27 protein-coding genes and 1 riboswitch are annotated in these 26,384 nt (G+C 67.7%); of the genes, 15 read left to right on the top strand and 12 right to left on the bottom strand.

Translation table 11 applies throughout. The features are described from left to right. Positions 1-25 precede the first annotated feature (25 nt). A complete protein-coding gene (locus PHLH3_RS25420; RefSeq protein ID WP_213626254.1) occupies positions 26-1,015 on the bottom strand; it encodes an NAD(P)/FAD-dependent oxidoreductase in 990 nt (329 codons plus the stop codon). 200 nt (positions 1,016-1,215) lie between these two features. Between PHLH3_RS25420 and PHLH3_RS25415 the strand changes: the two genes are divergently transcribed. The 3 genes from PHLH3_RS25415 to PHLH3_RS25405 all read left to right on the top strand — a co-directional run bounded on the left by PHLH3_RS25415 (position 1,216) and on the right by PHLH3_RS25405 (position 4,633). After that, a complete protein-coding gene (locus PHLH3_RS25415) occupies positions 1,216-2,127 on the top strand; it encodes a TIGR01777 family oxidoreductase (protein WP_213626253.1) in 912 nt (303 codons plus the stop codon). After that, positions 2,124-3,149 carry a ferrochelatase gene (gene hemH / locus PHLH3_RS25410; RefSeq protein ID WP_213626252.1) on the top strand — a complete coding sequence of 342 codons (1,026 nt, stop codon included), beginning with the start codon at positions 2,124-2,126 and terminating at the stop codon, positions 3,147-3,149. Before PHLH3_RS25415 ends, hemH begins: the two co-directional genes overlap by 4 nt. 125 nt (positions 3,150-3,274) lie before the next feature. Beyond that, a complete protein-coding gene (locus tag PHLH3_RS25405) occupies positions 3,275-4,633 on the top strand; it encodes an MFS transporter (protein ID WP_213626251.1) in 1,359 nt (452 codons plus the stop codon). A 53-nt stretch (positions 4,634-4,686) separates the two neighbouring features. On the opposite strand, the gene PHLH3_RS25400 is transcribed toward PHLH3_RS25405, so the two are convergent. Beyond that, entirely contained in the window at positions 4,687-5,964 is a 1,278-nt protein-coding gene (locus tag PHLH3_RS25400; protein ID WP_213626250.1) for a uracil-xanthine permease family protein, read from the bottom strand. Positions 5,965-5,967: 3 nt separating this feature from the next. Next, entirely contained in the window at positions 5,968-6,606 is a 639-nt protein-coding gene (gene upp / locus PHLH3_RS25395; RefSeq protein WP_213626249.1) for a uracil phosphoribosyltransferase, read from the bottom strand. Positions 6,607-6,874: 268 nt separating this feature from the next. Between upp and PHLH3_RS25390 the strand changes: the two genes are divergently transcribed. Further along, positions 6,875-7,432 (top strand): hypoxanthine-guanine phosphoribosyltransferase, encoded by a 558-nt coding sequence (locus PHLH3_RS25390; protein WP_213626248.1) that lies wholly within the window; start codon positions 6,875-6,877, stop codon positions 7,430-7,432. A gap of 4 nt (positions 7,433-7,436) precedes the next feature. Continuing rightward, positions 7,437-7,907, top strand: coding sequence for a WbuC family cupin fold metalloprotein (locus PHLH3_RS25385; RefSeq protein WP_213626247.1), 471 nt, complete (start codon positions 7,437-7,439; stop codon positions 7,905-7,907). On the opposite strand, the gene dauA is transcribed toward PHLH3_RS25385, so the two are convergent. Then, a complete protein-coding gene (gene dauA / locus PHLH3_RS25380; RefSeq protein WP_213626246.1) occupies positions 7,895-9,619 on the bottom strand; it encodes a C4-dicarboxylic acid transporter DauA in 1,725 nt (574 codons plus the stop codon). The two genes, PHLH3_RS25385 and dauA, sit on opposite strands and share 13 nt — an antisense overlap. Positions 9,620-9,748: 129 nt before the next feature. Between dauA and PHLH3_RS25375 the strand changes: the two genes are divergently transcribed. The 3 genes from PHLH3_RS25375 (at position 9,749) to PHLH3_RS25365 (ending at position 12,029) form a co-directional block, all read left to right on the top strand. Continuing rightward, entirely contained in the window at positions 9,749-10,270 is a 522-nt protein-coding gene (locus tag PHLH3_RS25375; protein ID WP_213626245.1) for a hypothetical protein, read from the top strand. Positions 10,271-10,333: 63 nt separating this feature from the next. Then, on the top strand, positions 10,334-10,621 hold the full coding sequence (locus PHLH3_RS25370; RefSeq protein ID WP_111260964.1) for a PA4642 family protein: 288 nt from the start codon (positions 10,334-10,336) through the stop codon (positions 10,619-10,621). A gap of 100 nt (positions 10,622-10,721) precedes the next feature. Next, positions 10,722-12,029 (top strand): WD40 repeat domain-containing protein, encoded by a 1,308-nt coding sequence (locus tag PHLH3_RS25365; protein ID WP_213626244.1) that lies wholly within the window; start codon positions 10,722-10,724, stop codon positions 12,027-12,029. 140 nt (positions 12,030-12,169) lie between these two features. Here the strand turns inward: PHLH3_RS25365 and mqo are convergent, their stop codons facing one another. Both mqo and PHLH3_RS25355 read right to left on the bottom strand, forming a co-directional pair. Continuing rightward, positions 12,170-13,693 (bottom strand): malate dehydrogenase (quinone), encoded by a 1,524-nt coding sequence (mqo, locus tag PHLH3_RS25360; protein WP_213626243.1) that lies wholly within the window; start codon positions 13,691-13,693, stop codon positions 12,170-12,172. Between the two features lie 341 nt (positions 13,694-14,034). Then, complete coding sequence (locus PHLH3_RS25355; protein ID WP_244862938.1) at positions 14,035-14,271, bottom strand: hypothetical protein; 237 nt, start codon at positions 14,269-14,271, stop codon at positions 14,035-14,037. A 170-nt stretch (positions 14,272-14,441) separates the two neighbouring features. On the opposite strand from PHLH3_RS25355, the gene PHLH3_RS25350 reads away from it, so the two are divergent. Both PHLH3_RS25350 and PHLH3_RS25345 read left to right on the top strand, forming a co-directional pair. Then, complete coding sequence (locus PHLH3_RS25350) at positions 14,442-15,026, top strand: YajG family lipoprotein (RefSeq protein WP_111260961.1); 585 nt, start codon at positions 14,442-14,444, stop codon at positions 15,024-15,026. Positions 15,027-15,205: 179 nt separating this feature from the next. After that, positions 15,206-15,493 (top strand): hypothetical protein, encoded by a 288-nt coding sequence (locus PHLH3_RS25345; RefSeq protein ID WP_173172593.1) that lies wholly within the window; start codon positions 15,206-15,208, stop codon positions 15,491-15,493. Positions 15,494-15,568: 75 nt separating this feature from the next. Here the strand turns inward: PHLH3_RS25345 and PHLH3_RS25340 are convergent, their stop codons facing one another. Continuing rightward, a complete protein-coding gene (locus PHLH3_RS25340; protein WP_213626242.1) occupies positions 15,569-16,732 on the bottom strand; it encodes a 1-acyl-sn-glycerol-3-phosphate acyltransferase in 1,164 nt (387 codons plus the stop codon). Between the two features lie 104 nt (positions 16,733-16,836). Between PHLH3_RS25340 and PHLH3_RS25335 the strand changes: the two genes are divergently transcribed. The 3 genes from PHLH3_RS25335 to PHLH3_RS25325 are packed head-to-tail and all read left to right on the top strand — an operon-like array spanning position 16,837 to position 17,916. Continuing rightward, a complete protein-coding gene (locus PHLH3_RS25335; protein WP_213626241.1) occupies positions 16,837-17,019 on the top strand; it encodes a CPXCG motif-containing cysteine-rich protein in 183 nt (60 codons plus the stop codon). Continuing rightward, positions 17,019-17,279, top strand: a complete 261-nt coding sequence (locus PHLH3_RS25330) for a DUF2007 domain-containing protein (RefSeq protein ID WP_213626240.1) — start codon at positions 17,019-17,021, stop codon at positions 17,277-17,279. Before PHLH3_RS25335 ends, PHLH3_RS25330 begins: the two co-directional genes overlap by 1 nt. Before the next feature lie 22 nt (positions 17,280-17,301). Further along, complete coding sequence (locus tag PHLH3_RS25325) at positions 17,302-17,916, top strand: SOS response-associated peptidase (protein WP_213626239.1); 615 nt, start codon at positions 17,302-17,304, stop codon at positions 17,914-17,916. 233 nt (positions 17,917-18,149) lie between these two features. Here the strand turns inward: PHLH3_RS25325 and PHLH3_RS25320 are convergent, their stop codons facing one another. Continuing rightward, entirely contained in the window at positions 18,150-20,282 is a 2,133-nt protein-coding gene (locus PHLH3_RS25320) for a methyl-accepting chemotaxis protein (protein WP_213626238.1), read from the bottom strand. A gap of 176 nt (positions 20,283-20,458) precedes the next feature. On the opposite strand from PHLH3_RS25320, the gene PHLH3_RS25315 reads away from it, so the two are divergent. Continuing rightward, on the top strand, positions 20,459-21,274 hold the full coding sequence (locus PHLH3_RS25315; RefSeq protein ID WP_213626237.1) for a M48 family metallopeptidase: 816 nt from the start codon (positions 20,459-20,461) through the stop codon (positions 21,272-21,274). 85 nt (positions 21,275-21,359) lie between these two features. Next, complete coding sequence (locus tag PHLH3_RS25310; RefSeq protein WP_213626236.1) at positions 21,360-22,343, top strand: NAD-dependent epimerase/dehydratase family protein; 984 nt, start codon at positions 21,360-21,362, stop codon at positions 22,341-22,343. A 41-nt stretch (positions 22,344-22,384) separates the two neighbouring features. Here PHLH3_RS25310 and PHLH3_RS25305 read toward each other — a convergent pair whose 3' ends face one another. The 4 genes from PHLH3_RS25305 to PHLH3_RS25290 form a co-directional block, all read right to left on the bottom strand. Next, positions 22,385-22,831, bottom strand: a complete 447-nt coding sequence (locus PHLH3_RS25305; RefSeq protein WP_111260954.1) for a ketosteroid isomerase-related protein — start codon at positions 22,829-22,831, stop codon at positions 22,385-22,387. A gap of 113 nt (positions 22,832-22,944) precedes the next feature. Further along, the gene (locus tag PHLH3_RS25300; protein ID WP_213630680.1) at positions 22,945-23,523 is read right to left on the bottom strand and encodes a TMEM165/GDT1 family protein; all 579 of its coding nucleotides are present in this window, start codon (positions 23,521-23,523) and stop codon (positions 22,945-22,947) included. A gap of 81 nt (positions 23,524-23,604) precedes the next feature. Continuing rightward, positions 23,605-23,736: riboswitch (yybP-ykoY riboswitch) on the bottom strand. A gap of 50 nt (positions 23,737-23,786) precedes the next feature. Further along, a complete protein-coding gene (locus tag PHLH3_RS25295; protein WP_213626235.1) occupies positions 23,787-25,259 on the bottom strand; it encodes an amino acid permease in 1,473 nt (490 codons plus the stop codon). A gap of 88 nt (positions 25,260-25,347) precedes the next feature. Further along, positions 25,348-26,343 (bottom strand): class I SAM-dependent methyltransferase, encoded by a 996-nt coding sequence (locus tag PHLH3_RS25290; protein WP_213626234.1) that lies wholly within the window; start codon positions 26,341-26,343, stop codon positions 25,348-25,350. Between the last annotated feature and the right edge of the window lie 41 nt (positions 26,344-26,384).

The following is a 26,384-nucleotide window of genomic DNA, read 5'->3' as shown; positions in this document are numbered from 1 at the left end:
CAGGCGGTCGGCCTGGCGCGTGCTGCTACCTACCGAGATGTTCGATCAGGCGCCGGGCCGCTTCCTGCCCGCTCAGCCAGGCACCTTCGACACGGCCGGAACTGCACCAGTCGCCACAGGCATAGAGGCCCAGGTCGGCATCGGCCAGTGCGCCCCATTCGTGGCCCTGGGCCGGCCGTGCATAGAGCCAGCGGTGGGCCAGGCTGAACACGGGGGCCGGCACTGCGCAGCCGATGAGTTCGGCGAACGCGCCATGCAGCTCCTCGATCACCGCCTCCTTGGGCAGGTCCAGGTGCTGCTTGCTCCACGTGCTGCTGGCGTGCAGCACCCAGGTGTCGAGAGTGGTCTCGCGGCCGGGCTTGGTGCGGTTGCGGGCCAGCCAGTCCAGCGGGCTGTCCTGGACGAAGCAGCCTTCAACCGGGGTATCCAGCGGCCGCTCGAAGGCCAGCGCGACGGCCCAGGTGGGCTCCATGGCGACGCTGGCGGCGGCGCCGGCGAGCTTGGGGGCCGCTGCCAGCAGGGCCGTGGCCTGGGGCGCGGGAGTGGCGATGATGACGTGGCTGAAGGGCCCGTGGCTCTGCCCCTCGGCATCCTGCAGGCCCCAGTGCTGCTCGCCACGGAAGACCTCGGTGATGCGGCAGGCGAAGTTGACCGGCAAGGCGCCGAGCAGGGCGCGGGTGATGGCGCTCATGCGCGGCGTGCCGACCCAGCGCACCTGCTCGTCCGGCGAGGGCGTCAGGCCGCCGTTGCGGAAGTTGTACAGGGTGGGCGTCCATTCGGCGACCCAGCCGCGGTCGCGCCATTGCTGGACGACTTCGGTGAAGCGGCGGTCGCGGGCGGTGAAATACTGCGCGCCGAGGTCGAGCGAACCGGCGTCGCTGCGCTTGCTGGCCATACGACCGCCACTGCCGCGGCTCTTGTCGAAGAGCTGCACGGCGTGCCCGGCGGCATGCAGCGCCTGGGCGGCGGAAAGGCCCGCGAGGCCGGTTCCGATGATGGCGATGGGAGTGCTCATGGTTACCTCTTTACCTTGTGCTGTGGCGACTGCTGATCAGGTGTTCGATAAACCTATACACTTTTGTTGCGTTGTACAGGGCTATCGGTTCCAATTCGAGTGCCGCTCATAAAGGTGTGACCATGGCGGACTCAACCCGTGCCCTGTCTTGATTCAGACTAGGGCGATATCTCCACTTAGCACCATGCGAGGAGGATGCCATGCACATATTGCTGACCGGCGGTACTGGCCTGATCGGTCGCGAGCTCTGCCGGCTGTGGAGCGGGCAGGGCCACCAGGTCACCGTGCTCAGCCGCACGCCGCAGCGGGTGGCCGGGCTCTGCGGGCCCGCGGTGCGGGCCATCGGCAGTGTCCATGACTATGGCGACGGCCCGTTGGACGCCCTGGTCAACATGGCCGGCGAGCCGGTGGCCGGAGGGCTCTGGACCCGCGCCCGCAAGGCGAAGATCCTCGACAGCCGGGTCGCCTTCACCGAGCGCCTGCTGGCCTGGCTCGAGACCCGCGAGCAACGCCCGGCGCTGCTGTTGTCCGGCTCGGCGGTGGGCTGGTATGGCGATGCCGGCGAGCGCGAGGTGCGCGAGGATTCGGCTCCCGGCAACGGCGATTTCGCCAGCGCCCTGTGCATCGCCTGGGAGGAAACCGCGCAACGTGCCGAGGCATTGGGCATCCGTGTGGTGCTGCTGCGCACCGGCCTGGTGCTCGCCGAGCACGATGGCTTCCTGCGGGACATGCTCCGGGCCTTCCGCCTCGGCCTGGGCGGGCGCCTGGGCAGCGGTCGCCAGTGGATGCCGTGGATCCACCTGCAGGATCAAATCGCCGCGATGGATTTTCTTTTGCATCAGGAGGGGGCCAGCGGTCCCTATAATGCGTGCGCTCCGCACCCCGCGCGTAATCGTGACTTCACCCGCAGCCTGGGCCGCGCGCTCGGTCGGCCGGCCTTTCTGCCGGCCCCGGCTTTCGCCCTGCGCCTGTTGCTGGGGGAGATGTCGATCCTCCTGCTGGGTGGCCAGCGCGCCTTGCCGACGCGTTTGCTGGAGGCGGGATTCACCTTTCGTTTTACCGATCTGGATACGGCGCTCGCCGATGTGCTGAGGCCTAAGGACGTTGCATGACTGATCACGCGCTGCTGCTCGCCAACCTGGGTTCGCCATCGTCCACCTCGGTGGAGGACGTGCGTCGCTACCTCAACCAGTTCCTCATGGATCCCTACGTCATCGACCTGCCCTGGCCGCTGCGCCGCCTGCTGGTCTCGCTGATCCTGATCAAGCGCCCGGCGCAGTCGGCCCATGCCTACGCCTCCATCTGGTGGCCCGAAGGCTCGCCGCTGGTTGCCCTCAGCCGCCGCCTGCAAGAGGCAACCCGGCCGTTCTGGCCCCATGGGCCGGTGGCCCTGGCGATGCGCTACGGCGAGCCCTCCCTCGAAAACACCCTGCTGGAGCTGGTGCGCCAGGGCGTCAGGCGCGTGACGCTGGCACCGCTCTACCCGCAGTTCGCCGACAGCACCACCACCACCGTCGAACAGGAGACGCGCCGGGTCATCGCCGCCCATGGCCTCAAGCTCCAGGTGCAGGTGCTCGACCCCTTCTACGACCAGCCCGAGTACCTCGATGCCCTGGCGGCCAGCGCTCGCCCGCACCTGGAGCAGGGCTTCGATCACCTCTTGATGAGCTACCACGGGCTGCCCGAGCGTCACCTGCACAAGGCCGACACCAGTGGCAGCCACTGCCTGAAGGGCGCGGATTGCTGCCAGCGTGCCGAGGGCCAGGTGCTCGCCCGCTGCTACCGCGCCCAGTGCTACCGCACCAGCGAAGGCTTCGCCGCGCGCCTGGGGTTGCAGCCGGGGCAGTGGTCGGTGTCCTTCCAGTCGCGCCTGGGGCGCGCCAAGTGGATCGAGCCCTACACCGAAACCCGCCTCGACGAACTGGCGGCCCAAGGGGTGAAGAAACTGCTGGTGATGTGCCCGGCCTTCGTCGCCGACTGCATCGAGACCCTGGAGGAGATCGGCGATCGCGGGCGCGAGCAGTTCATCGCCGCTGGCGGCGAGGACCTGGTGCTGGTGCCCTGCATGAACGACCACCCGCAATGGGCCCAGGCCCTGGCCAGCCTTTCCGGCAAGGCCCAGCGCCTGCTCTGAGCATCAGCCCGGGGATAGCCCGGGCATTCGCCTGGCCTATAAGGCCGCTGCCCCAGCTCGTCTGCACCTAAGCTGGGCGCTCCTTCCACCGTCGTGCGCCGCACCGGCGGCGCCGAGGAGAGCCCATGCAGAACAACAACAATGGCTATCCCTCGGGCCTGCGAGCCTGGACCACCGTCGCCATCCTGATGGTGGCCTACGTGCTGTCATTCATCGATCGGCAGATCCTCAACCTGCTGGTGGAGCCCATCCGCCGCGACCTGGTCATCAGCGACACGCAGATGAGCCTGTTGATGGGCCTGTCCTTCGCGCTGTTCTACACCGTCTGCGGCATCCCCCTCGGGCGCCTGGCCGATACCCGCAGCCGCCGCGGGCTGATCGCCATCGGCGTGCTGTTCTGGAGTGCCGCCACCGCCGCCTGCGGCATGGCCAAGCTGTACTGGCAGTTCCTCGTCTGCCGCATCGGCGTGGGGGTGGGCGAGGCGGCGCTGTCGCCGGCGGCCTATTCGCTGATCGCCGACAGCTTCCCCCAGGAGCGCCGCGCCACCGCCATCAGCGTCTATTCCATGGGCGTCTACCTCGGCTCCGGACTGGCCTTCCTGCTGGGCGGGCTGGTGATCAAGTTCGCCTCGGCCCAGGGCGACGTGCACCTGCCGCTGCTGGGCGACGTGCGCCCCTGGCAGCTGATCTTCCTCATCCTCGGCGGTGCCGGCGTGCTCTTCACCCTGCTCATGCTGGCGGTGCGCGAGCCGGCCCGGCGCGGCGTCGGGGCCGGTGTCGCGGTGCCCTTCGCGGAAGTGGGGCGCTACATCCGCGCCAACCGCCGCACCGTGCTCTGCCACAACTTCGGCTTCGCCGGGCTGGCCTTCGCCGGCTACGGCAGCGCGGCGTGGATCCCCACCTTCTTCATCCGCACCTACGGCTGGGATGCCGGCCATGTGGGCGTGGTCTACGGCAGCATCGTCGCGGTGTTCGGTTGCCTCGGCATCGTCTTCGGCGGTCGCCTGGCGGACCGCATGGCCAAGCGCGGGCGCTGCGACGCCAATATGCGGGTCGGGCTCATCGCCGCTCTCGGCGCGCTGCCGCTGGTGCTGGTGTTCCCGTTGCTGGACAACGCCAACTGGGTGACCGTGCTGATGGCGCCGACCGTGTTCTTCCTCAGCATGCCCTTCGGCGTGGCGCCGGCGGCGATCCAGGAAATCATGCCCAACTCCATGCGCGGCCAGGCCTCGGCCATCTACCTGTTCGTCATCACCCTGATCGGCCTGGGCCTCGGCCCCACCGCCGTGGCGCTGGTCACCGACTACGTGTTCGCCGACGACAAGGCCCTGCGCTATTCGCTGCTGATCGTCACCTCGCTGGCGGTGTTCAGTTCGGTGGTGCTGCTGTGGATGGGCCTCAAGCCGTACCGCGAGAGCGTCGAGCGCCTGAAGCTCTGGGCGGCGCCGAGCCCGGTGACGGGCGCCAAGCTGGTGGATGCCTGATCGGCTCCAACAAAAAGCCCCGCGATCGCGGGGCTTTTCATTGGGGCAGGACTCTAGATGTCCGGCGCGTCGTCCGCGGCCTTGTGCTTCCAGGCGTCGTGGCCCGGCAGGATCAGGTTGAGGGCGATGGCGACGATGGCGCACAGGGCGATGCCCTTGAGGCCGAAGTCGTCCGGGCCGGTACCGGTGCCGATCAGTACGCCGCCGATGCCGAACACCAGGGTCACCGAGACGATCACCAGGTTGCGCGCCTCGGCCAGGTCGACCTTGTGGCGGATCATGGTGTTCATGCCCACGGCGGCGATGGAGCCGAACAGCAGGCAGAGGATGCCGCCCATCACCGGTACCGGGATGCTCTGCAGGATGGCGCCGAACTTGCCGATGAAGGCCAGGCCGATGGCGAACACCGCCGCCCAGGTCATGATCTTCGGGTTGTAGTTCTTGGTCAGCATCACCGCGCCCGTGACTTCGGCGTAGGTGGTGTTGGGCGGGCCGCCGAACAGGCCGGCGGCCGAGGTGGCCAGGCCGTCGCCCAAGAGGGTGCGGTGCAGGCCCGGGGTCTTCAGGTAGTTCTTGCCGGTGACGCTGCCCACTGCGATCACGCCGCCGATGTGCTCGATGGCCGGAGCCAGGGCCACGGGGACGATGAACAGGATGGCCTGCCAGTTGAACTCGGGGGCGGTGAAGGCCGGCAGTTCCAGCCAGGGGGCGGCGACGATCCGGGCGGTGTCGACCACGCCGAACCATAACGACAGGGCGAAGCCCACCAGCACGCCGGAGATGATCGGCACCAGGCGGAAGATGCCCTTGCCGAACACCGCCACCACTAGGGTGGTCAGCAGCGCGGGCATGGAGATCCACATGGCGGTGGCGTAGGGGATCAGCTCGGTGCCGTCACCGGCCTTGCCCATGGCCATGTTGGCGGCGATGGGGGCCATGGCCAGGCCGATGGAGATGATCACCGGGCCGATCACCACCGGGGGCAGCAGGCGGTCGATGAAGCCGGTGCCTTTGATCTTCACCGCGAGGCCCAGGAAGGTGTAGACGAAGCCCGCCGCCACCACGCCGCCCATGGTCGCCGCCAGGCCGAACTGGCCCTTGGCGAGGATGATGGGGGTGATGAAGGCGAAGCTCGACGCCAGGAAAACCGGCACCTGGCGCCCGGTCACCAGCTGGAACAGCAGGGTGCCGACACCGGCGGTGAACAGCGCCACGTTCGGGTCCAGGCCGGTGATCAGCGGCATCAGCACCAGGGCGCCGAAGGCCACGAAGAGCATCTGCGCGCCGGACAGCACCTGGCGCCAGAGCGGATCGTTGTAGTCGTCGCTCATGGATCAGGTGTCCTTCTGCTTGGTGCCGAAGATCTTGTCACCGGCATCGCCCAGGCCCGGGATGATGTAGCCGTGTTCGTTGAGCTTCTCGTCGATCGAGGCGGTGAAGATCATCACGTCGGGGTGGGCGTCGTTGACCACCTTGATGCCTTCGGGTGCCGCCACCAGCACCATGGCGCGGATTTCCTTGCAGCCGGCGCGCTTGAGCAGATCGATGGTGGCGACCAGGGAACCGCCGGTGGCCAGCATCGGGTCGATGATCAGCGCCAGGCGCTCGTCGATCTCGGGGGCCAGCTTCTCAAGGTAGGTGTGCGCCTCGAGCGTCTCCTCGTTGCGGGCCACGCCCACCGCGCTGACCTTGGCGCCGGGGATCAGGCTGAGCACGCCGTCGAGCATGCCGATGCCGGCACGCAGGATGGGCACCACGGTGATTTTCTTGCCGGCGATCTTCTCGACCTGCACCGGGCCCGCCCAGCCCTGGATCTCGTAGTTTTCCAGGGGCAGGTCGTTGGTCGCTTCATAGGTGAGCAGGGCGCCCACTTCCTGGGCCAGTTCGCGGAAGTTCTTCGTGCTGATGTCGGCGCGGCGCATCAGGCCGATTTTGTGGCGGATCAGCGGGTGGCGGATCTCTCGGATAGGCATGGGGTGTTACTCCGGCGGGCTGGCAAAAAAATTGCGTTAGATTAAAGCATTGCCCGTGCCATGTCGTGACTGACTGGCCGGTCGCGCGACCTTCAGGGCGTTGCGTGACGAGGCCTGCGGGGCTGCGACAAACTATCCTCGACACTCGTCCGGCGGGACTTGCTCCCGGACAGGCGGATGAGTACCTTTGCCGACTTTTATCTTGACGCCCCGATCAACTTCCCGCGGGAAGCCAGGGCCAACGCCGCTCAAAAACAGAGGAAAAGCCATGCCCGCAGATCTCGCCCACATCCGCCAGGTAATGGCCGAAGCCGACTGCCTGTACACCGATGCCCAGGTCGAAACCGCCATCGACCAGATCGCCGGCGCCATCAATGGCGAGCTGGCCGAGCGCAACCCCGTGGTCTTCTGCGTGATGAACGGCGGCCTGATCTTCGCCGGCAAGCTGCTGCCGAAGCTGAACTTCCCGCTGGAGCTGTCCTACCTGCACGCCACTCGCTACCGCAACGAAACCAGCGGCGGCGAGCTGTTCTGGAAGGCCAAGCCGGAGATCTCCTTCATCGACCGCGACGTGCTGATCATCGACGACATCCTCGACGAAGGGCACACCCTCGCCGCCATCATCGACTTCTGCAAGCACGCCGGCGCCGCCCACGTGCACACCGCCGTGCTGATCGACAAGACCCACGACCGCAAGGCCCGCCCGGACCTTAAGGCCGACTACGTGGGCCTGCCCTGCGTGGACCGCTACATCTTCGGCTACGGCATGGACTACAAGGGCTACTGGCGCAACGCCGCCGGCATCTTCGCCGTCAAGGGACTCTGAGCCCGTGGCCGCGCGCTTCCTCGACCAGTCTCTGTTCACCGAACTGGCCGCAGGGGCCGCGGCCAGCCCGCGCCAGCGGCTGCACCACAACTTCCACGCGATGGAGGAGCCCTGCCACCGAATGGCTGTGGGGCTGCAGCCCGGCACCTATATCGCGCCCCATCGCCATCTTTCTGCCGACAAGGCCGAGACCCTGCTGGTACTCAAGGGCCGCCTGGGCCTGCTGCTGTTCGCCGACGACGGCGCCCTGGAGGCGACCCGTGAACTGGTCGCCGGCGGCGAATGCGTCGGTGTCGATCTCCCGCCCGGGCAGTTCCACGCCCTGGTGGTGCTGGAGGCCGACAGCCTGCTCTTCGAATGCAAGGCCGGCCCCTATCGCGCGCTCGTCGAGGCTGAGTTCGCGCCCTGGGCGCCACGCGAAGGCGAGCCCGCCGCCCCCGACTACCTGGCCTGGATGCGCGCTCAGTTCGACTGAGGCTCCAGCCAGCGCAGGGCCTTGGCGCGCGCCTGCTCCAGGTCGCGCACATAGGCCAGGCGCCCTTCCTCGCGGAGGATACCGGCGCGGCGCAGCTTCAGCCGCACCCGCGAGGTGGTGCCCACCAGGACCAGGCCGATCCCCTGCCTGTGGTAGTCGGCCAACAGGTTCTCGATGGCCGCCAGGGCGGTCATGTCCAGCAGCGGCACCGCGCTGATCTCGACGATCACCACCTTCACCTGCGGATTGAGCCGGCGCAGCACGCTCAATGCCTTCTCTGCCACGCCGAAGAACAGCGGGCCGCGGATCACGTAGGGCATCACCTGTTCCGGCAGGCCGTCCAGCGCCTGGTGGAAGCGCGGCGGCAGCGGCAGGGCATCGGTCAGGTCGCTCATGCGCTTGATGAACAGCCCAGCGGCCAGCAGCAGGCCGACGCCCACCGCCAGCACCATGTCGAACAGCACCGTCAGCACCAGGCAGGTGAGCAGCACCAGTACGTCGTTGCGCGGTGCGATGCGCAGCGTGTGGGCGACGTGGCGTGCCTCGCTCATGTTCCACGCCACCATCAGCAGCAACGCCGCCAGGGCGGCCATCGGCAGGTAGCTGAACAGCGGCGCGAGCAGGAGCATCGCCAGCAGCACCACGCCGGCGTGGATCACCGACGCGATGGGCGAGACGGCACCAGCGCGCACGTTGGCGGCGCTGCGGGCGATGGCGGCGGTGGCGGTGATGCCTCCGAACAGCGGGGCGACCAGGTTGCCCAGGCCCTGGCCCAGCAGCTCGGCGTTGGGGTCGTGGCGGGTGCCGGCCATGCCGTCGGAAACCACGGCGCAGAGCAGCGATTCGATGGCGCCGAGCATGGCGATGGCGAAGGCCGGCGCGAGCAGCTGGCGCACCAGTTCGAAGGACAGCACCAGCGGCGCGCCGCTGGCCCCCGGCAGTTGCCAGGGCCAGGCGAAGCTCGGCAGCAACGGCGGGATGCCCGGGTGCACCACGCCGTCCAGTTCGTAGGTGAAGCGTTCGCCCAGGGTGGCCACCGGCAGGCCCATGCGTTCGAGGGCGAGGCCCAGCAGGGCGCCGACCGCCAGGGCTACCAGGTGCCCCGGCACCTTGGGTACCAGGCGCGGCCACAGCAGCAGGACGCCGAGGCAGGCCAGGGCCACCAGCGCATCGCCCAGGTGCGCACCGGGCAGCGCCCGGGCCAGCAGGCCGATCTGCTCGACGTAGTTCTGCGGCGGGTGCGCCAGCTGCAGGCCCAGCAGGTCCTTGACCTGCAGGGTGGCGATGACGATGCCGATGCCGGCGGTGAAGCCCAGGGTCACCGGGTAGGGGATGAACTGGATCAACCGGCCGAAGCGCGCCAGGCCCATGGCGATGAGGATCGTCCCGGCCATCATGGTGCACAGCAGCAGGCCACCGAGGCCGAACTGCTGGGTGATCGGCAGGAGGATGACCACGAAGGCGGCGGTGGGGCCGGAGACGTTGAAGCGCGAGCCGCCGGTGAGGGCGATCAGCGGGGCGGCCACCAGCACCGTGTAGAGGCCGTGCTGCGGGGCGACCCCAACGGCGATGGCCAGGGCCATGGCCAGCGGGATGGCGACTATGCCCACCGTCAGCCCGGCGCCGAGGTCGTTGCGCAGGGATCTCCAGGAATAACCGCTGCGCAGACTCTGGCGCAGGGCGGCGAACAAGGGCGGCAGGGGCAATGACATGGCGGGCTCCTCGGCGGAAGGCACCGAGTATAAGGGCTGCACGGCGCCAGGCACCTTGACCTGAGTCCAATGACTACGGGCCGGGAGCCCGTGCTAGAGTGCTGCGCTCGTTCGTACCGGGAGTTGCCGATGCCTCGCCGTAGCCGTTTCGCCGCCGTCCTCCTGCTCGCCGCCAACCTGCCCCTGGCCGCCGCCCTGGGCGAGGCCCCCAAGGGCGCCGCCACGCAATTGCACGCCGAGTTCCTGCCACCGGACGAGCAGGGCCTGCGCCAGGAGCAGCCCGAACAGGTGCTGCTGCTGAAGGTGGCCAGCTACCGCGTCACCCTGGGCAACCAGCGCCAGTCCAACCAGCAGCCGATCCCGATCACCACGCCGATGCTGATCCAGCTGCGCGCCACGCCCGTAGGCAAGACGGTCGGCAAGGGCTCGGAGGCGGTCGACGTGCAAATCTATTTCGAGGTCGACGGCAAGAGCCTGAAGAAGGCGACCTACGACGAGGCCTTCCGCAAGCTGACGCTGCACTATCCACAGTCCCAGTACCGCGCGGTGCTCGACCTGCTGCGCAACGGTGCGGTGTTCTGCCAGTTCGCCGCCTACCCCAATGGCCATGTCTGGGCCGATCTCCACCAGGGGCCCGTACGCCTGCGTTGAGCCGCGTCGGCCTGCGGGGGTAAACTTCGGGCCCCGTGTGTTCCGGCCAGAGAGTAGTGAGCGATGCGCAAAGACAAGAAGCAGGTGATCGGCGAAGAAATCACCGAGGACTCGATCAAGCTGTTCCTCGAGGTGGAGCCGGCCGACGACACGCCGCCGTCCCTGCACAAGCTGGTCAAGGCCTACCGCGGCCTGCGCATCGACGACTTCGAACGTTTCCTGCAGTTCTTCCTCGAGGCCGGCTACGACCTCGCGGCCAAGGACGCCCAGGGCAACGACTTCATCGCCCTGATCAAGGACCAGCGCCTGGCCGAGCCCTACATCGAGGCGGTCCAGGCCGCCCGGGGCTGATCCGGCAAGAACCCATCCACAGGAACCCGCCTTCGAGCGGGTTTCTGCTTTTCTGGGCCTGGCGAAAACAGTGACCCAGCGCACGCACGAGGAGGTGCACATGAGCAAGGAAGACGCATCGCAACGCTGGCAGCGGCAGACCATCGCCTATGCTCGCGCGATCAATGCCTATGTCGAGAAGGGCCTGCGCGAAGGCTGGGACAACGCGGGTGATGAGCCCAGCTCCGCCGGGCGCGAGAAGCTGGTCCCGGCGCTGCTGGAGGCGCTGCGCGAGGCCAACCGCAGCGGCCGCCTGGACGGGCTGCAGGCGACCTGGCCGCCGGCCCATGCGCCGCTGCACGAGGTGCTCGACGAGAAGGGCCAGGCGATCCCCCTGCTGGCGCTGCTCGATGATGGCTCCATCGTCGCGCGCATCGGCGCCATTTGGGAGCCGGGGCGGGTGGTGCGCATCGTCGGTGATCGGGTCGAGGATGTACCGGGCCTGGCCTTCTTCGGTGCCTGCCCCAACCGCCGTTTCTACGCGCTGGCGCGGGAGGCGGGTGTGGAAGTGCGTGACGGCTGGGACGGCCCGGTGGTGCTGCGATGCCCCTGGCCGCGAGGCGATGAGGACGCGCCCGAGGGCGTGGAGCTGGAAGCCTTTGCCGAGACGCCGCGCCCCACGCGACTGCAGCCCTTCCCGGACGGCCGCCGGGTGCTGCTGGTGAGCGGCTCCGGCATCTTCGTGCTGGAACCGGAAGGCGCGCGCCGCCTGTACCCGGACAACGCATCGCTCCGGGAATACGCCGAGGCCACCGACTACGACCCGCCCTATTCCACGGGGCTGAGCATGGAGCACGGCGCGGTGTCGGCGGATGGCCGGTGGATCGCGGTGGGCGCCCAGGACGGGCGTCACCACCTGTTCGATGCCGACCTGCAGCCGGTCGCGGCCATCGGCCCCCATGGCGAGTACCCGCACTTCGCGCTGTTCAGCGGCGATGGCCGCAGCGTCGCCTTCAACGCCTGTCATTTCTACAACGGCGGCACCATCGCCGTGGACCTGGCCCGCGCGCCCGGAGTGGATTCGGACCACTACGAGGAGGTGGACGGGGTGACGCTGGTGGAGGCGGGCGCACGGGTCTACGCCGGCGCCTCGTGGGGCGATCGCTTCATCCTCGGCGATGCCTACGGCTACCTGCGCTGCGTCGACGCGGCGGGTAACCCCGTCTGGCAGCACTTCCTCGGCTCGACCCTCTGCGCCATCGACCTCTCCGCCGATGGCCGCACCCTGGTGGCCTCCAGCTACGCCGGGATCATCGCCATCATCGACCTGGACGCCGGCCGCCCCGAATGGCAGATCGGCACCGGTGAGCACCACGAGCGCCGGCGCTGGCTGTTCTGGAAGGGCGAGGAAACACCGCTGGCCTGGTGATCGGCGTTGTGGGAGCGAATTCATTCGCGATCAGGCCCATGCCCGGATCTTCGCGGTTGAAACCGCTCCCACATGGCCTGGAGGTCCGGCCCGGAACGAAAAAACCGCCCCGAGGGGCGGTTCTTTCATGGCGCTGAAGCTTAGCCCGCGGTGGCGGCGCTGGCTTCGGCCGGCTTGGCGGTCGCGATGCCCAGGCGGGCGTCCGACTCCTGGCTGACGCGGTGGTAGAGCTCGGCGTCGGCTTCCAGTTCCTTCTCGCGGGCGGGGAAGATCTCCTTCAGCTTGGCGCTCCACTCGGCCGAGCGGGCCTGCTCGGCGAAGCAGCGTTCGATCAGGTTGAGCATGATCGAGACGGTCACCGAGGCACCCGGCGATGCGCCGAGCAGGGCGGCGATGCTGCCGTCCTCGGCGGCCACCAGCTCGGTGCCGAACTGCAGGATGCCGCCCTTCTTGGCGTCCTTCTTGATGATCTGCACGCGCTGGCCGGCCACTTCCAGGCGCCAGTCGGCCGGATCGAGCTCCGGGTAGAACTTGCGCAGGGCATCGAGGCGCTGTTCCTGGGACTGCATCACTTCCTTGATCAGGTAGCGGGTCAGGTCCATGTTGTCGCGCGCCACGGCCAGCATCGGGCCGAGGTTGCTCGGGCGGACCGACAGCGGCAGGTCGAGGAAGGAGCCGTGCTTGAGGAACTTGGTGGTGAAGCCGGCGTAGGGCCCGAACAGCAGGGACTTCTTGCCGTCGACCACGCGGGTGTCCAGGTGCGGCACGGACATCGGCGGGGCACCCACTTCGGCCTGGCTGTAGACCTTGGCCTGGTGGTGCTTGACCACTTCGGGGTTGTCGCAGCGCAGCCACTGGCCGCTCACCGGGAAGCCGCCGAAGCCCTTGCCTTCCGGGATGCCTGACAACTGCAGCAGCGGCAGCGCGCCGCCGCCGGCGCCGAGGAACACGAAGCGCGCGGAGACTTCACGGCTGGCGCCGCTCTGGGTGTTCTTGATGCTGACCTTCCAGCCCTCGTCGGTGCGCTTGAGGTCGGTGACCTTCTGGAAGTAGCTGACGCGGGTATCGGCCTGGGTGGCGAGGTACTGCAGCAGCTGGTTGGTCAGGGCGCCGAAGTTGACGTCGGTGCCATTGGCCGCGCGGGTGGCGGCGACCGCTTCGTCCGCAGGGCGGCCGGGCATCATCAGCGGCATCCATTCGGCCAGGGTGGCTCGGTCTTCCGAGTACTCCATGTGGGCAAAGGCGTGGTGCTTGGTGATGGCCTCGAAGCGCGTCTTGAGGAAGGGGATGTCCTTGCCGCGCACGAAGGACAGGTGCGGCACGGAGTTGATGAAGTCACGCGGCGAACCGAAGCCTGGCTTGCCGCTCAGGTAGGACCAGAACTGCTTGGAGACTTCGAACTGGGTGTTGATCAGGACCGCTTTCTTGATGTCGATGGAGCCATCGGCGGCCTGGGGGGTGTAGTTCAGCTCGCACAGGCCGGCGTGGCCGGTACCCGCGTTGTTCCAGGGGTTGGAGCTCTCGATGGCACCGGATTCGCGGAGCTCCGCGATTTCCAGCTTGATGCCCGGATCGAGTTCCTTCAGCAGGACCGCCAGTGTGGCGCTCATGATGCCGGCCCCGACCAGCAACACGTCCACTGCTTGGTAATCGTCTTGCGCCATTTGCTCGCCACTCTCTCGTGAAGTAGTGAAAAACCGTCATCTCACGCTCTTTTGGAGACGTGAACCTCAAAAGAATCGCCTACCGGGGGCAGGCCGCTTCCATCAGCGCTGAGTTGCGCTGCGTCCATGCAAAAGAATTGCACTTCGGGCGGAAGGTGCGGCAGGCCAGCAATGGCAGCGCGAAAGTGGACGACTCTCTGTGGGGCTGTGCGGGTGCCGAGCGAGTGCATCGGCCGGTGTTGCGAGGCCCGATCAGGAGACGACCTTATAATCGGGGGGCGATTGTAGCGAAGAAATCGGGGGAAATGAGCGTTTGTACGTGACTTTTATTCATCCATCGGTCAGGCCGCCAACGCTCGCGCTCCGCGTGCCTGCCGGACGACCCGCTTGAGCGGGGCGGCGGTCGGAAGGGGCTGGCCGATCCAGGACAGGCGCGGCTCGCGGACCTCGACCCAGTTGCCACGGGCGGGGGCTTCGGCGCTCTGGTGGAAGCCACGGCAGGCACCCTTGTCGTCGAGCAGGGCGAAGCAGCGGATCTTGGCGCGGGGTGCGAACAGGGACCAGAGCAACATCATCATGGCTTTCTCCTTGGGTACGCCGCTTTATCCCACTCCCGCGTGACAAGGGCGTTACAGGAACCCGGCAAGCTTCCCGGCGGTCTGATTCCAGGCCACTGCCAGCGCTCTGTCAGTAGGCGTGCCGGCTGGTTATACTCCCGGCCTTCCGCGTCCAACCTGGAGAAACAAGCATGCTGAATCGCGCGTTGCTCGGCCTGCTGGCCGGCCTCAGCCTGACCCTGGTCGGCTGTGCCCTCAGCCCGCAACAACTCAGCCCGCAACCCAAACTCACCGGCCCGCTGACCCCCGTCGGCCAAGGCCAGCCGGTGGTGGTCCGTGTCGCCGATGGCCGTTCCTCGCCCATCCTCGGCACCCGCGGCGGCCTCTATGCGGACACCAGCAACATCACCGTCCAGGGCCAGGACATCCTGCCGCGCCTGCAGACCGAGGCCGAGGCCGCCGTGCGCCTGCTGGGCTTCACGCCTTCGCCCAACGCCTTCAATGCCCCGCAGCTGACCCTGACCCTGGCCGACCTGAAGTATCAGTCGCCCAAGGAAGGCGTCTACGTGACCAAGGCCGACATCAGTGCCACCTTCCGCGTCGACGTGCAGAATGCCAGCCGTCGCTACAGCGGCCGCTACAGCGCGTCGCTGGCCCAGCAGTTCGGCACCGCGCCGAACCAGGAAACCAACACCAAGCTGGTTTCCGGTGTGCTCAGCGATGCCCTGACCCGCGCCTTCAAGGACCCGACCATCGGGCAGATGCTGGCGCAGTGAGGCGCTACCCGCTGTGAAGGAGCCCGGCCCTCGCGCCGGGCTTTTTCTTGCCCGCGCGATTCGTCGGAAACGCAGCAGGGAGGCGGGGGGCTCGGGTAGACTCGCCGCCGAATCCGGATGGCCCGCTCCCCGCGCGGCCGCATTTCCACCTCGCAGGCCGTGCCTGCTCGGAGTTGAAGATGTCCCTGCAGGACCTCTGGTCTGCCTACCTCGCCCATCCCCACCAGGTGGTCAACGCCCTGGCGCTGTTCTTCGCCCTGGTCGGCGCCTGGCTGCTGGTCGCCACCCGCCTGCGCGAACAGCGTGTCGCCGGCCGCCTGGCCGCCGACAGCGAACTGGAGGGCGTGGCGCAGCCGGCGCTGATGCCGGACGAGTCCACCCTGCGGCTCAACCGCTTCTTCTATGCCTTCGGCTATTTCAGCCTGGCGGTGGCGCTGGGCGTTTCCTGGGCCAGCACCCAGCTTTGAGGCCATCGCGGGCAGCGCCCCGATGCACATGAAAACGGCGACCCTGGGGTCGCCGTTTTGCATTGCGCGGAACGATCAGAGCGGCAGGCCGGCCTTGATGCGGTACTGGTTGCGCACGGGCGTCGCGTACTGCAGCACCAGCCAGGGGCGCTGTTCCTCGGGGCAGGCATCGAGGCGCTTCTGCCATTGGGCGCGGGCGCCGACGATCTCCTCGGCACCGAACAGGCTTTCCAGTTTCGGCACCGCCAGCGCCGGGTCGCGCTCGCTCCACAGGGCGTAGGCGAGGTAGTGCACGGGGAACAGGCGGTAGCCACCGAGGATGCGGCGATCCATTTCCGCGGCCAGCAGCTTGGCGTCGCCGATTTCCTCGCGGATCTCGTCGTTGAAGGCGATGTGTACCCGGCCCTTGTAGCCGGTGATGCCCAGGGCGATGCTGGTGTCGTCCTCGCCCGGCGCCTTCTCGTAGCTGCCGGTGGTGGCGCGGATGTAGAGCTCGCGAGCCTTGGCCAGGTCGCAGGGGTCGTATTCGTAGCTGATCGATACCGGCACCACGTGCAGGTCGTGGATCACCGAAGCGAAGGGCTCATCCTTGCGGCTCATGTGGAACATCTTGAGGATCGCCGAATCGGTGCGGTCGTCGCCGTCCTTCGCGCGGCCCTCGGCCTGGGCGATCCAGATCGACTGGCCGTCCACGCGGATCGAATGGTTGATGTAGGCGGACAGCAGCTGGAAGGCCGCCAGCTTCTCACGCCGGCCCGCCAGGTTGCGGTGCACGATGAAGCTCTTGTTCAGGCGCATGAGGTCGCTGACGAAGGGCTTCTGCAGCAGGTTGTCACCGATGGCGATGCGCGGCGTGGGCACCCCGGCGTGGTACACGGCGTAGTTGACGAAAGCCGGGTCCATGACGATGTCGCGGTGGTTGGCGACGAACAGGTAGGGGCTGCCGGGCGTGAGCTTGTCCACGCCCGAGTAGGTCACGCCGTCGGTGGCGCGCTCGATGGTGCGGTCGACATAGGGTTCGATCTTGTCCTGCAGGGCGGTGACCGAGGCGATGCCACGGAACTCGCGGCGCAGGCGATGAGCTATAACAGGCTTGAGCAGCCAGCCGAGCGGGCCTGCCAGGCGGGGGAAACGAAAACGGGTGAGGGCGCCGAGAAAGGCCGGGTCGGCGGACAGGCGCGCGAGCACCTCGGCCACCTCGGCATCGTCATAGGGTCGGATGGCTTCGAATTCGCCCATCGTGTTCTCTTGTTGTGCTGCGGCTGGAGATAAGGGTGGAGCCCCGAATCACGGGGCCTGAAATAGACCGGCGATTATACAGCCAAGTCACACGGGAGTTTCGCATGCTGGAAACCCAGGCCTATGAATGCCCCTGTTGCGGCGAACCGGTGGAAGCGGTCCTCGACCTTTCCGCGGGCGACCAGCAGTACATCGAGGATTGCCCGGTGTGCTGCCGGCCCATCGTCTTCGCGCTGGCCACCGATGGCGAGGACTGGAGCCTGGACGTGCGCCGGGAGGACGACTGATGCAGCGCATCTACGAGCCGGGTGATCTGATCGAGGCGCAACTGCTCCTGGGCATGCTCGCCAGCGAGGGCGTCGAGGCCCACCTGGCGGGCGGGCACCTGCTGGGCGGTATCGGCGAGCTGCCGCTGATGGGGCTGCTGGGCCTGCTGGTGGAGGACGAGGACGCCGACCGGGCACGGCTGCTGATCGCCGCGTACAATGCCGCGCAACCCGTGCCGGGCGACGAGCCCGACAGCTACCCCGGCACCCTGCTGTGCTGAACCTGCCCGAGCCCCTCGCCCCATGTCCGGACGCTTCGCCCTGTTTCGCTGGTCGCCCGCTTTCGCCGCGCTGCCCGGCTTTCCCGTCGAGCAGCAGCCGCACTGGAACCTGGCGCCCGGCGCACGGGTGCTGATGCTGCGCGAGCAGGCGGGCGAGCGCCGCCTGGACCTGGCTCGCTGGGGCCTGACCCCGGCCTGGCTCACCGATCTTTCGAAGACCCCCGCCCACGCCCGCGCCGAAACCCTGGTCGAGCAGCCGATGTTCCGCGATGCCTTCCGCCAGCGCCGCTGCCTGATCCCTGCCAACGGCTTCTATGAATGGCGTGGCGTGCGCAAGCGGCCTTACTGGGTCAGCGGCGAGACCTCGCTGGTGCATTTCGCCGCGCTCTGGGAGCCCTTTCCGGTGGGCGATGCCGAGTACCTCAGCCTGGCGATGATCACCCGCCCCGCCGCCGACCTGCGCCGGCCGCTGGTGCTGGACGAGGCCGGCCAGCAGGCCTGGCTGGCCGCCGACACGGCCCCCGACGACTTGCGCGCGATGCTCACCGCTGCCTCGCCACCCCTGCGTGAACGGGCGCTGGCCACCCTGGTCAACGACCCCAAGCTGGATGGGCCGGAGTGCCTGACGCCCGCGTGATCGGATCTTCCCGGGCTGAAGCCCGGGCTACAGGGCGTGCCTGGTAGGGGCGAATTCATTCGCCCGGCAGCCCGCAGGGCTGCTCATCGGAGTCATGCGGGACAGGTGAATGGAAGGGGGCAACTGCGTTGCCCTTGGCGACTGAAGTCGCCCCTACAGGCGTGGTGGCGGGGAAGAGCCGGTGGGAGCGAATTCATTCGCGAATGAACCCGCCCCATGCACGGCTTGAAGCGCTACACCCTGAACTGATTGATCAACCGGCGCTGCTGCTCGGCCAGCTTGGTCAGCTCGGCGCTGGCCTGGGAGGCCTCGTCGGCGCCGCCGGCCACTTCGTTGGCCACCTGGCCGATGTTGGTGACGTTGCGGTTGATGTCCTCGGCCACCGCGCTCTGTTCCTCGGCGGCGCTGGCGATCTGGGTGTTCATGTCGTTGATCACCGACACCGCCTGGGTGATGGACTCCAGCGCATGGGCCGCCTCGCTGGCGGACTGCACGCTGGTGTCGGTCTTGTCCTGGCTGTCCTGCATCACCTTGACCACGTCCCGCGTGCCCTGCTGCAGCTGCTGGATCATGGTCTGGATCTCTTCGGTGGCCTGCTGGGTCTTCTGCGCCAGGTTGCGCACCTCGTCTGCCACCACGGCGAAGCCGCGGCCCTGCTCGCCGGCGCGGGCGGCCTCGATCGCGGCATTGAGCGCCAGCAGGTTGGTCTGCTCGGCGATACCCCGGATGGCGACCAGGATGGCGTTGATGTTCTCGCTGTCCTTGGCCAGGTTCTGCACCACGCCCACGGCGCGGCTGATCTCGCCGGCCAGGGCGGTGATGGCCTCGGTAGTGCTCTGCACGATGCGCTTGCCATGGTTGGCGGCCTGGTCGGCATGGCTGGCGGCCTCGGCGGCGAGGGTGGCGTTGCGCGCCACGTCATGTGCAGTGGCGGTCATCTCGTGGACGGCCGTGGCCACCAGTTCGATCTCCGCCAGTTGCTTCTGCACGCCCTGGTTGGTGCGGATGGCGATGTCGGCGGTGTGTTCCGAGGAGTCGCTGACCTTCTGCACCGAGCTCACTACCTGGCTGATCATCGACTGCAGCTTGGCCAGGAAGGTGTTGAAGCCGCTGGCGATCGAGCCCAGTTCGTCTGCGCGATCGGAGTGCAGGCGGCGGGTGAGGTCGCCTTCGCCCTGGGCGATGTCGTCGAGCATGGCCACCATCTGCCGCAGCGGGCTGGCGATGCCGAAGCCGACGAACCAGATCACCACCAGGCCGAGGGCGGCGATCAGCAGGCCGACCAGGGTCATGCCGAAGATGTCCTCGTCACGCTGGGCGGACAGGTCCTGCTCCAGCTTGTGCAGGTCGGCCATCACGGTTTCCAGCGGCATGTTCAGGCTGAGGAACCAGGTGGCATCGGTGCCCGCCACCTTGAACGGCGACAACAGGAGGATGCGGCCGCTGTCACGGTCGATCCGGTATACCGGCTGGTCGCCCTGCAGGGATCTGAGATTTTCCGCCACCGCACTGCCCAGCACGCGGTCGGCCGGCTCGCCGTTCTTGCTGGCATCGGCCGTATAGGCCACCAGGCGCTTGTTGCTGGAGAGCAGGGCCATCTCGCCGACGCCACCGTAGAGCTTCTGGTTGGCGCTGGTGAGCAGTTGCTGGATGAAGTCGAGGGAGAGGTCGGCGCCGGCGATGCCGCGGAACTGGCCCTTGACCATGATCGGCGCGTTGAAGGAGGCCAGCATCACCATCTTGCCGCCCATGTCGTAGGGTGCCGGGTCGATCACGCAGGGGCGCTTGGTATCCCGCGGGCATAGGTAGTACTCGCCTTCACGCACGCCGGTGGGCAGCGGCTTGACGCTTTCCAGGGTCTCGCCCAGCACGTCCATCACCAGCTTGCCGCTGGCGTCGCGGTACCACCACGGGATGAAGCGCCCGGCAGCGTTGTGTCCGGTCTGGCCGAGGAAGTTGGCGTCTTCGCCGAAGGCGTTGGGCTCCCAGCCGATATAGGCGTCCAGCAGCTTGGGGTTGTTGGCGAGGATGTGGTGCAGCAGGTTGATCATTTCCGGGCGGCTGTTGTCCATCGCCACGGCACCGCTCTCGTCGGTCTCGCCGGCCAGGGCGTTGGTCTGCGCCAGGCTGCTGGCCACGGTCATCGGGTAGGCCAGCTCGCGCTGGATGTCCGCGACCTGGGAGGCGGCCAGGCTCAGCAGGCGCTCGCTGATGATCTGCTCCAGCAGTGCCTGGGTGCGTGTCTGTACCAGCTCCTGGGTCCGTGCACCGGCGAACAGCGCATAGAGCACGAGGGCCACTACTACGGCGAGCACGCTGGCACCGGCCAGCGTCGCGACCGAAAACTGGATCGATCTGAATTTCATGGGAACTCCCGGAGTATCAGGTACAGCCTGTGTCCATGGCATATCGGCCGACAGTCGCCGAAGCATGAGCCTGCTTCACAAGAAAAGAACGCAAGTCGCTGGATGGCAAGGGATGCGGTTGCTCCGGGTCGTGGCGCAGGCATAGAGTACGGCGCAGTTTTCAAAGGAGAGTCACAGTGGCGAAGTCTCACATCATCGGCAGCCTTGCACTGCCCCTGCTGCTGGCGGGATGCCAGGCGGTCAACACCACCAGCGGCGGTGCGGTCGGCGTCGAGCGCAAGCAGTACATGTTCAGCATGCTGTCCGAGCAGCAGGTCAACCAGATGTACGCGCAGTCCTACCAGCAGACCCTTTCCGAGGCCTCGCAGCAGGGCGTGCTGGACAAGAACAGCGCGGACGCCAAGCGCGTCTCGGCCATCGCCAAGCGGCTGATCGCCCAGACCACGGTGTTCCGTCCCGATGCCGGCAGCTGGGCCTGGGAAGCCAACGTGATCGACAGCGAAGAGCTCAACGCCAACTGCGGCCCGGGCGGCAAGATCATCGTCTACAGCGGCCTGATCGATCAGCTCAAGCTCACCGACGACGAACTGGCGGCGGTGATGGGTCACGAGATCGCCCACGCCCTGCGCGAGCACGGCCGCGAGGCGATGTCTAAGGCCTACGGCGTGCAGATGGCCACCCAGCTCGGCTCCCTGCTCGGCGCCGGCGACCAGAGCCTGCAGGTGGCCAACCAGGGCGTCGAGTACCTGATGACCCTGCCCAACAGCCGCGCCAACGAGAACGAGGCGGACCTGATCGGCCTGGAACTGTCCGCCCGCGCCGGCTACAACCCCAACGCCGCCATCAGCCTGTGGCAGAAGATGAGCAAGGCCAGCGAAGGCGCACCGCCGGAGTTCATGAGCACCCACCCGTCCTCCAGCTCGCGTATCGCTTCCCTCCAGGCGGCCATTCCCAAGGTCATGCCGTTCTACCAGCAAGCCCGGGGCAAGTGACGCTGGCGGGCCCGCAAAGGCCGTCCTAGACTGCTCGCCGCCGCCTGCATGATGCAGGCGGCGTGCTTTGGATCGAGGGTTTCCCGTGAAGATCGCAGTCCTAGGCGCCACCGGCCTGCTGGGCCACCATACGGCCCGCGCCGTCCGCGCGGCGGGCCACGAGTTGGTGCTGATCCATCGCCCCGCGTCGCGCATCGAGCGCCTGGGTTATCTCCACCCCCAGCTTCGTTCGGCCGAGCCCCTCGACCATCCACAGCTCACCCGGGCCCTGGCCGATGTGGATGGCGTGCTCTTCTGCCGCCAGGATGCCCCCGCCCGGCCTCGACGCTGGCAGGACGTCGTGGCCGGCGCGCTCGAGGAAACCAACCACTTCTATGCCGCCTGCCTCGCGGCCCATGTGCCGCGCATCCTGCTCGTCGGTGCCTCGGTCGTGCTGCCGCGCAATCCCGATGGTGCGCCGGGCCACGAAGGGTTGTTCTACGACGAGATGCCGCGCTGGAAGAACCCCTACCTGCTGAGCCAGTGGGCCCTGGACCGACAGGCCCGCGAGCAGGCCCGCGCCGGGTTGCCGGTGGTGATCGGCATCCCCGGCATGGCGCTGGGCGAGTTCGACGCCGGCCCCGGCCCGGGGCGCATCGTCACCGCCATCGCCAGCGGCGCCATGAGCCGCTACGTGGTGGGGCGGCGCAATGTCGTCGATGCCGCCGAGGCGGGGCGCGGACTGTTGCTGGCCCTGGAGAAGGGAAGGGCCGGCGAGCGCTACCTGATCACCGGCCACGACATCGAGATGGCCGAGCTGACTGCGCACATCGCACGCCTGCTGGAAGTGCCGGCACCCACGCCCATGCCGTTGGCGGTCGCACGGGGCATGGCGGCCCTGCTGCGCCTGCGTCAGCGCATGAGTGGCGAGGTTGCGAAAATCGACCCGGCCAGCATCGCCGTCATGGCCGGCGGGCAGTTCCTCGATGGCTCCAAGGCCGAGGCGGAGCTGGGCTTCAGGGCCGAGGTGGCGCTGGACGATACCCTGCGCCGGACCATTCGCTGGTTCGGTGAGAACGGGTATCTCTGAGCGTGTCGGGCGGAGCGCCCCGGGCTACGGGGGAAGTCGGATCAGGGCAGTGCCTTCTCCGCGTAGGCGCGATTGCTCAGGCCGAGCTGGGCGCGGAAGCTTTCCATGTCGAACATGGTGCAGATCTCCTGCACCTCGCCCCGGCTGTTGAAGGTCCAGAACGCCATGGCGGAAATGCTGAGGATGCGGTCGCTGGGCGGGTAGCCGAGGGCCGGCTTGTGGATGCTGCCGATGAGGGTGCACCAGGTGAAGACGTGGCTGTCCTCGGCGATGCACTCTTCTACCACCACCTCCAGGTCCGGCATGGCGTCGCGGATCTTCAGCACCATCTCGCGGTAGCCTTCGCCGTCCAGGGGGCCGGGCATGAACGAGCTCTTGTAGAGGAAATCCTTGCTCTGCAGTTGCTCGGCCAGTGCCACGCGACCCTTGTTCCACGATAGGTCGATATGTTGGCGCGCCACGCGCTTGCGATCGTCGGTCGACGTCATCTGCTTTTCCTTCTCCCTGGCCGGGCCGGCAGTAGGGGGAGAAATCTACCAGTTGGCGCGGCGCTGCCATTGGCCGAAACGCCAGCGAACTGGCGTCAGGCCGGTGACGCGAGTCAGGCCGCGCCGAGGGTCAGCGCCTTGTACACGGCGTAGATGGCCAGGGCGCCGAAGGCGGCGGCCGCCAGGCGCCGGATCAGGGTCAGCGGCAACTTGTCGGCGGCGAAATTGCCGGCCAGCACCACCGGCACGTTGGCCAGCAGCATGCCCAGGGTGGTGCCCGCTACCACGAGGATGAAGTGCGGGTACTGGGCGGCCAGCATCACCGTGGCGACCTGCGTCTTGTCGCCCATCTCGGCGAGGAAGAAGGCGATCAGGGTGGTGAGGAAGGGGCCGTATTTCTTCAGGCCGGATTCTTCGTCGTCGTCCAGCTTGTCTGGAACCAGCGTCCACAGGGCCACGGCAACGAAGGAGGCGGCGAGGATCCAGCTCAGGGTGGCGGTGGAGAAGAAGCTCGCGACCCAGTTGCCCACGGCGCCGGCGGCGAAATGGTTGGCGAGGGTGGCGGCGACGATGCCCCAGATGATCGGCCAGGGCTTGCGGAAGCGCGCGGCCAGCAGCAGGGCGAGCAGCTGCGTCTTGTCGCCGATTTCCGCCAGGGCGACGATCAGTGTGGGGACGAACAGGGATTCCAGCATCAGGGTTCCTACGGGGGCGGGTCGACTAATCACCATGACACACGCAATCTGCCCGCCCCGGGTCAGGTTGTGTGTGTCATAGGTCTTGTCAAACCGCTGGCCTGTCTAGGCAGGCTTGGGTCGCACGCGCCATGGTCTGTGGACCAAGTATGTTGACGCGTGCCTGGCGAGCAGGGCGCTCGCGGGAGACTACTCCCCTAGGACGGGGCGAATTTTGCACAAGGCGGGCGTACCCGGCAAGCCCGCCGTTGCGCTATTGGTCAGCTGTCCGTGGCGCGCACGTCCATCTCGGCGTAGCGCACGGTACGGCTGCCGTTCTTCAGGCGATAGCCGAACCAGATGGCGAGGAACAGCGGCAGGCTGATGTAGGTGGCGGTCAGCCCGGCCCAGTCGATGCGCTCGCCCACCAGGGCCTCGTAGTTCTGCCCGAGGGTGATCACCAGGCACAGGGCGAAGGCGAACAGCGGGCCGAAGGGGAACAGCTTGGCGCGGTAGGGCAGGTCTTCCAGGCGGCCGCCCTGCAAGAGGTAGCCCTTGCGGAAGCGGTAGTGGGAGATGGCGATGCCCAGCCAGGCGATGAAGCCGCACATGCCCGAGGTGTTGAGCAGCCAGGTGTAGAGGGTCGACTCGCCGAAAGCGGCGGTGAAGAAGCACAGCGCGCCGACCAGGGTGGTGGCGTAGAGCGCATTGCGCGGCACGCCGCTGGCGGAGACGCGGGCGAACAGGCGCGGCGCCTTGCCCTGCATGGCGAGGGTATAGAGCATCCGCGTCGAGGCGTACATCCCGGAGTTGCCGGCCGAGAGGATGGCCGTGAGGATCACCGCGTTCATCACCCCGGCGGCCGCGACGAAGCCGGCGCGCTCGAACAGCAGGGTGAAGGGCGAGACGCTGATGTCGCTGGCGTCGTTCTGCAGCAGGCTCGGGTCGGTGTAGGGGATCAGCATGCCGATCACGAAGATCGCCAGGATGTAGAACATCAGGATGCGCCAGAACACCTGGCGGATGGCGATGGGGATGTTCTTGCGCGGGTTCTCCGACTCGCCGGCGGCGATGCCGATCAGCTCGGTGCCCTGGAACGAGAAGCCGGCGATCATCGCCACCCCGACCATGGCCTGCAGGCCGCCGACGAAGGGCGCCTCGCCCTGGGTGAAGTTGCTGAAGCCGGGGGATTCCATACCACTCATCACGCCGAAGATGGTGGCCAGGCCGATGACGATGAAGATCACCACCGTGACCACCTTGATCAGCGCGAACCAGAATTCGCTCTCGCCGAACCCCTTCACCGAGATGACGTTGAGCAGGAACATCAGCGCCAGGAACAGCCCGCTCCAATAGATGCCCGGGGTGTCTGGGAACCAGAAGCTCATGATCAGCTGCGCGGCCACCAGCTCGGCGGCGATGGTCACCGCCCAGTTGTACCAGTAGTTCCAGCCCAGGGCGAAACCGAAGCCATCGTCGACGAATCGGCTGCCATAGGTACTGAACGAGCCGGAAACCGGCATGTGCGCGGCCATCTCGCCGAGGCTGGTCATGAGGAAGTACACCATCACCCCGATCAACGCGTAGGCGAGCAGGGCGCCGCCCGGGCCGGCGTTGGCCACGGTGGCGCCCGAGGCGACGAACAGGCCGGTGCCGATGGAGCCGCCGATGGCGATCATGTTCAGGTGGCGGGGCTTCAGCGAACGGTGCAGGCCGCTGCTGGCGGTGGGGGCGGCAGTGTCGAGGTCAGTCAAGAAAAACTCCAGATGCCCGGTTCTTCGCCAGGCGTGTTGCGGCTATCGGGTGCAGCGCGAGTATGGAAGGTGCGCGGGTATCCGCCTTTCAGCGGCGGGCGCTGTAGATGCGGAAACCACCCCCTTCGGCCAGGATGCGGCAGCCGCCGAACGCCTGTTCGATCAGGGGTTGGTACTTGAGGAAGCTGTTGGCCACCAGGCGCAGTTCGCCGCCGACCAGCAGGTGGCGGCCGGCTTCGCGCAGCAGCGTCTCACTCGCCTGGTAGTCGGTGTGCACGCCCTGGTGGAAGGGCGGGTTGCTGACGATGGCCGAGAGCAGCTTGGGCGCCGCGTGGATGCCGTCGCCGGCGATCACTTCGGCTTCCAGGCCATTGGCGGCCAGGGTCAGGCGGCTGGCGGCAACGGCGAACGCGTCGACATCCAGCAGCACCAGCTGGCTCTGTGGATAACGTCGCTTGAGCGCGGCGCCGAGCACCCCGGCACCACAGCCGAAATCCAGCACCTTGCCGGTAGGCAGCTTGGCCAGGTTGTCCAGCAGCAGTGCGCTGCCGCGATCCAGGCGGCCGTGGCTGAACACGCCGGGCAGGCTCACCACCTGCAACGGGCCGTCGGCCAGCTCGAGGCTGTAGCGCTGGGCCAGGGCCTCCAGGTCCGGGGTCGCCGGTGCCTGCTCCACCTGCACCTGCCACAGCTGGCAGTGGCGGGCGCTGTCGAGCTTGCGCGGCTTGCCGAAGGATTCCAGCTGGCGGGCGGCGCGCTCGATGCCGGCGCGCTTCTCGCCCACCAGGTACAGCGGCTTGCCGGGCAGGCGCGCGGCCAGGGTTCTGAGTAGGTAGTCGGTCAGCTCGCGGGATTTGGGCAGGAACAGCACGGCTGCTTCGAAGGGGGCGCTGGGGGCGTTGACGGTGAATTCGCAACGCCCGGGAAAGCGGGCCTCAAGGGCTGTCTGCTCACCGGCGTGCCAGGTCCAGCCGTTGGCCTGGGGCAGTTCGCCCAGCAGGTCGTCGGCAGGAAGGCCCGCCAGGAGCAGCGGGCCAAGGAACAGGTCGGCCTGTCGAAGCAGTACTTCGCTGCGCGGGTCCATGGGGTAGATCCTGATAAAAGCCACGAATTTTATCAGAATCT

It is taken from the genome of Pseudomonas sp. Pc102 (genome assembly GCF_018408275.1).
GTDB lineage: Bacteria > Pseudomonadota > Gammaproteobacteria > Pseudomonadales > Pseudomonadaceae > Metapseudomonas > Metapseudomonas tohonis.
This window is presented reverse-complemented; position numbering and strand designations above follow the sequence as displayed.

Bases quoted from the DNA above. Each gene is read 5' to 3' on its own strand.
- PHLH3_RS25420 (WP_213626254.1), bottom strand. From the start codon at position 1,015: ATGAGCACTCCCATCGCCATCATCGGAACCGGCCTCGCGGGCCTTTCC.
- PHLH3_RS25415 (WP_213626253.1), top strand. From the start codon at position 1,216: ATGCACATATTGCTGACCGGCGGTACTGGCCTGATCGGTCGCGAGCTC.
- hemH (WP_213626252.1), top strand. From the start codon at position 2,124: ATGACTGATCACGCGCTGCTGCTCGCCAACCTGGGTTCGCCATCGTCC.
- PHLH3_RS25405 (WP_213626251.1), top strand. From the start codon at position 3,275: ATGCAGAACAACAACAATGGCTATCCCTCGGGCCTGCGAGCCTGGACC.
- PHLH3_RS25400 (WP_213626250.1), bottom strand. From the start codon at position 5,964: ATGAGCGACGACTACAACGATCCGCTCTGGCGCCAGGTGCTGTCCGGC.
- upp (WP_213626249.1), bottom strand. From the start codon at position 6,606: ATGCCTATCCGAGAGATCCGCCACCCGCTGATCCGCCACAAAATCGGC.
- PHLH3_RS25390 (WP_213626248.1), top strand. From the start codon at position 6,875: ATGCCCGCAGATCTCGCCCACATCCGCCAGGTAATGGCCGAAGCCGAC.
- dauA (WP_213626246.1), bottom strand. From the start codon at position 9,619: ATGTCATTGCCCCTGCCGCCCTTGTTCGCCGCCCTGCGCCAGAGTCTG.
- PHLH3_RS25375 (WP_213626245.1), top strand. From the start codon at position 9,749: ATGCCTCGCCGTAGCCGTTTCGCCGCCGTCCTCCTGCTCGCCGCCAAC.
- PHLH3_RS25370 (WP_111260964.1), top strand. From the start codon at position 10,334: ATGCGCAAAGACAAGAAGCAGGTGATCGGCGAAGAAATCACCGAGGAC.
- PHLH3_RS25365 (WP_213626244.1), top strand. From the start codon at position 10,722: ATGAGCAAGGAAGACGCATCGCAACGCTGGCAGCGGCAGACCATCGCC.
- mqo (WP_213626243.1), bottom strand. From the start codon at position 13,693: ATGGCGCAAGACGATTACCAAGCAGTGGACGTGTTGCTGGTCGGGGCC.
- PHLH3_RS25355 (WP_244862938.1), bottom strand. From the start codon at position 14,271: ATGATGATGTTGCTCTGGTCCCTGTTCGCACCCCGCGCCAAGATCCGC.
- PHLH3_RS25350 (WP_111260961.1), top strand. From the start codon at position 14,442: ATGCTGAATCGCGCGTTGCTCGGCCTGCTGGCCGGCCTCAGCCTGACC.
- PHLH3_RS25345 (WP_173172593.1), top strand. From the start codon at position 15,206: ATGTCCCTGCAGGACCTCTGGTCTGCCTACCTCGCCCATCCCCACCAG.
- PHLH3_RS25340 (WP_213626242.1), bottom strand. From the start codon at position 16,732: ATGGGCGAATTCGAAGCCATCCGACCCTATGACGATGCCGAGGTGGCC.
- PHLH3_RS25335 (WP_213626241.1), top strand. From the start codon at position 16,837: ATGCTGGAAACCCAGGCCTATGAATGCCCCTGTTGCGGCGAACCGGTG.
- PHLH3_RS25330 (WP_213626240.1), top strand. From the start codon at position 17,019: ATGCAGCGCATCTACGAGCCGGGTGATCTGATCGAGGCGCAACTGCTC.
- PHLH3_RS25325 (WP_213626239.1), top strand. From the start codon at position 17,302: ATGTCCGGACGCTTCGCCCTGTTTCGCTGGTCGCCCGCTTTCGCCGCG.
- PHLH3_RS25320 (WP_213626238.1), bottom strand. From the start codon at position 20,282: ATGAAATTCAGATCGATCCAGTTTTCGGTCGCGACGCTGGCCGGTGCC.
- PHLH3_RS25305 (WP_111260954.1), bottom strand. From the start codon at position 22,831: ATGACGTCGACCGACGATCGCAAGCGCGTGGCGCGCCAACATATCGAC.
- PHLH3_RS25290 (WP_213626234.1), bottom strand. From the start codon at position 26,343: ATGGACCCGCGCAGCGAAGTACTGCTTCGACAGGCCGACCTGTTCCTT.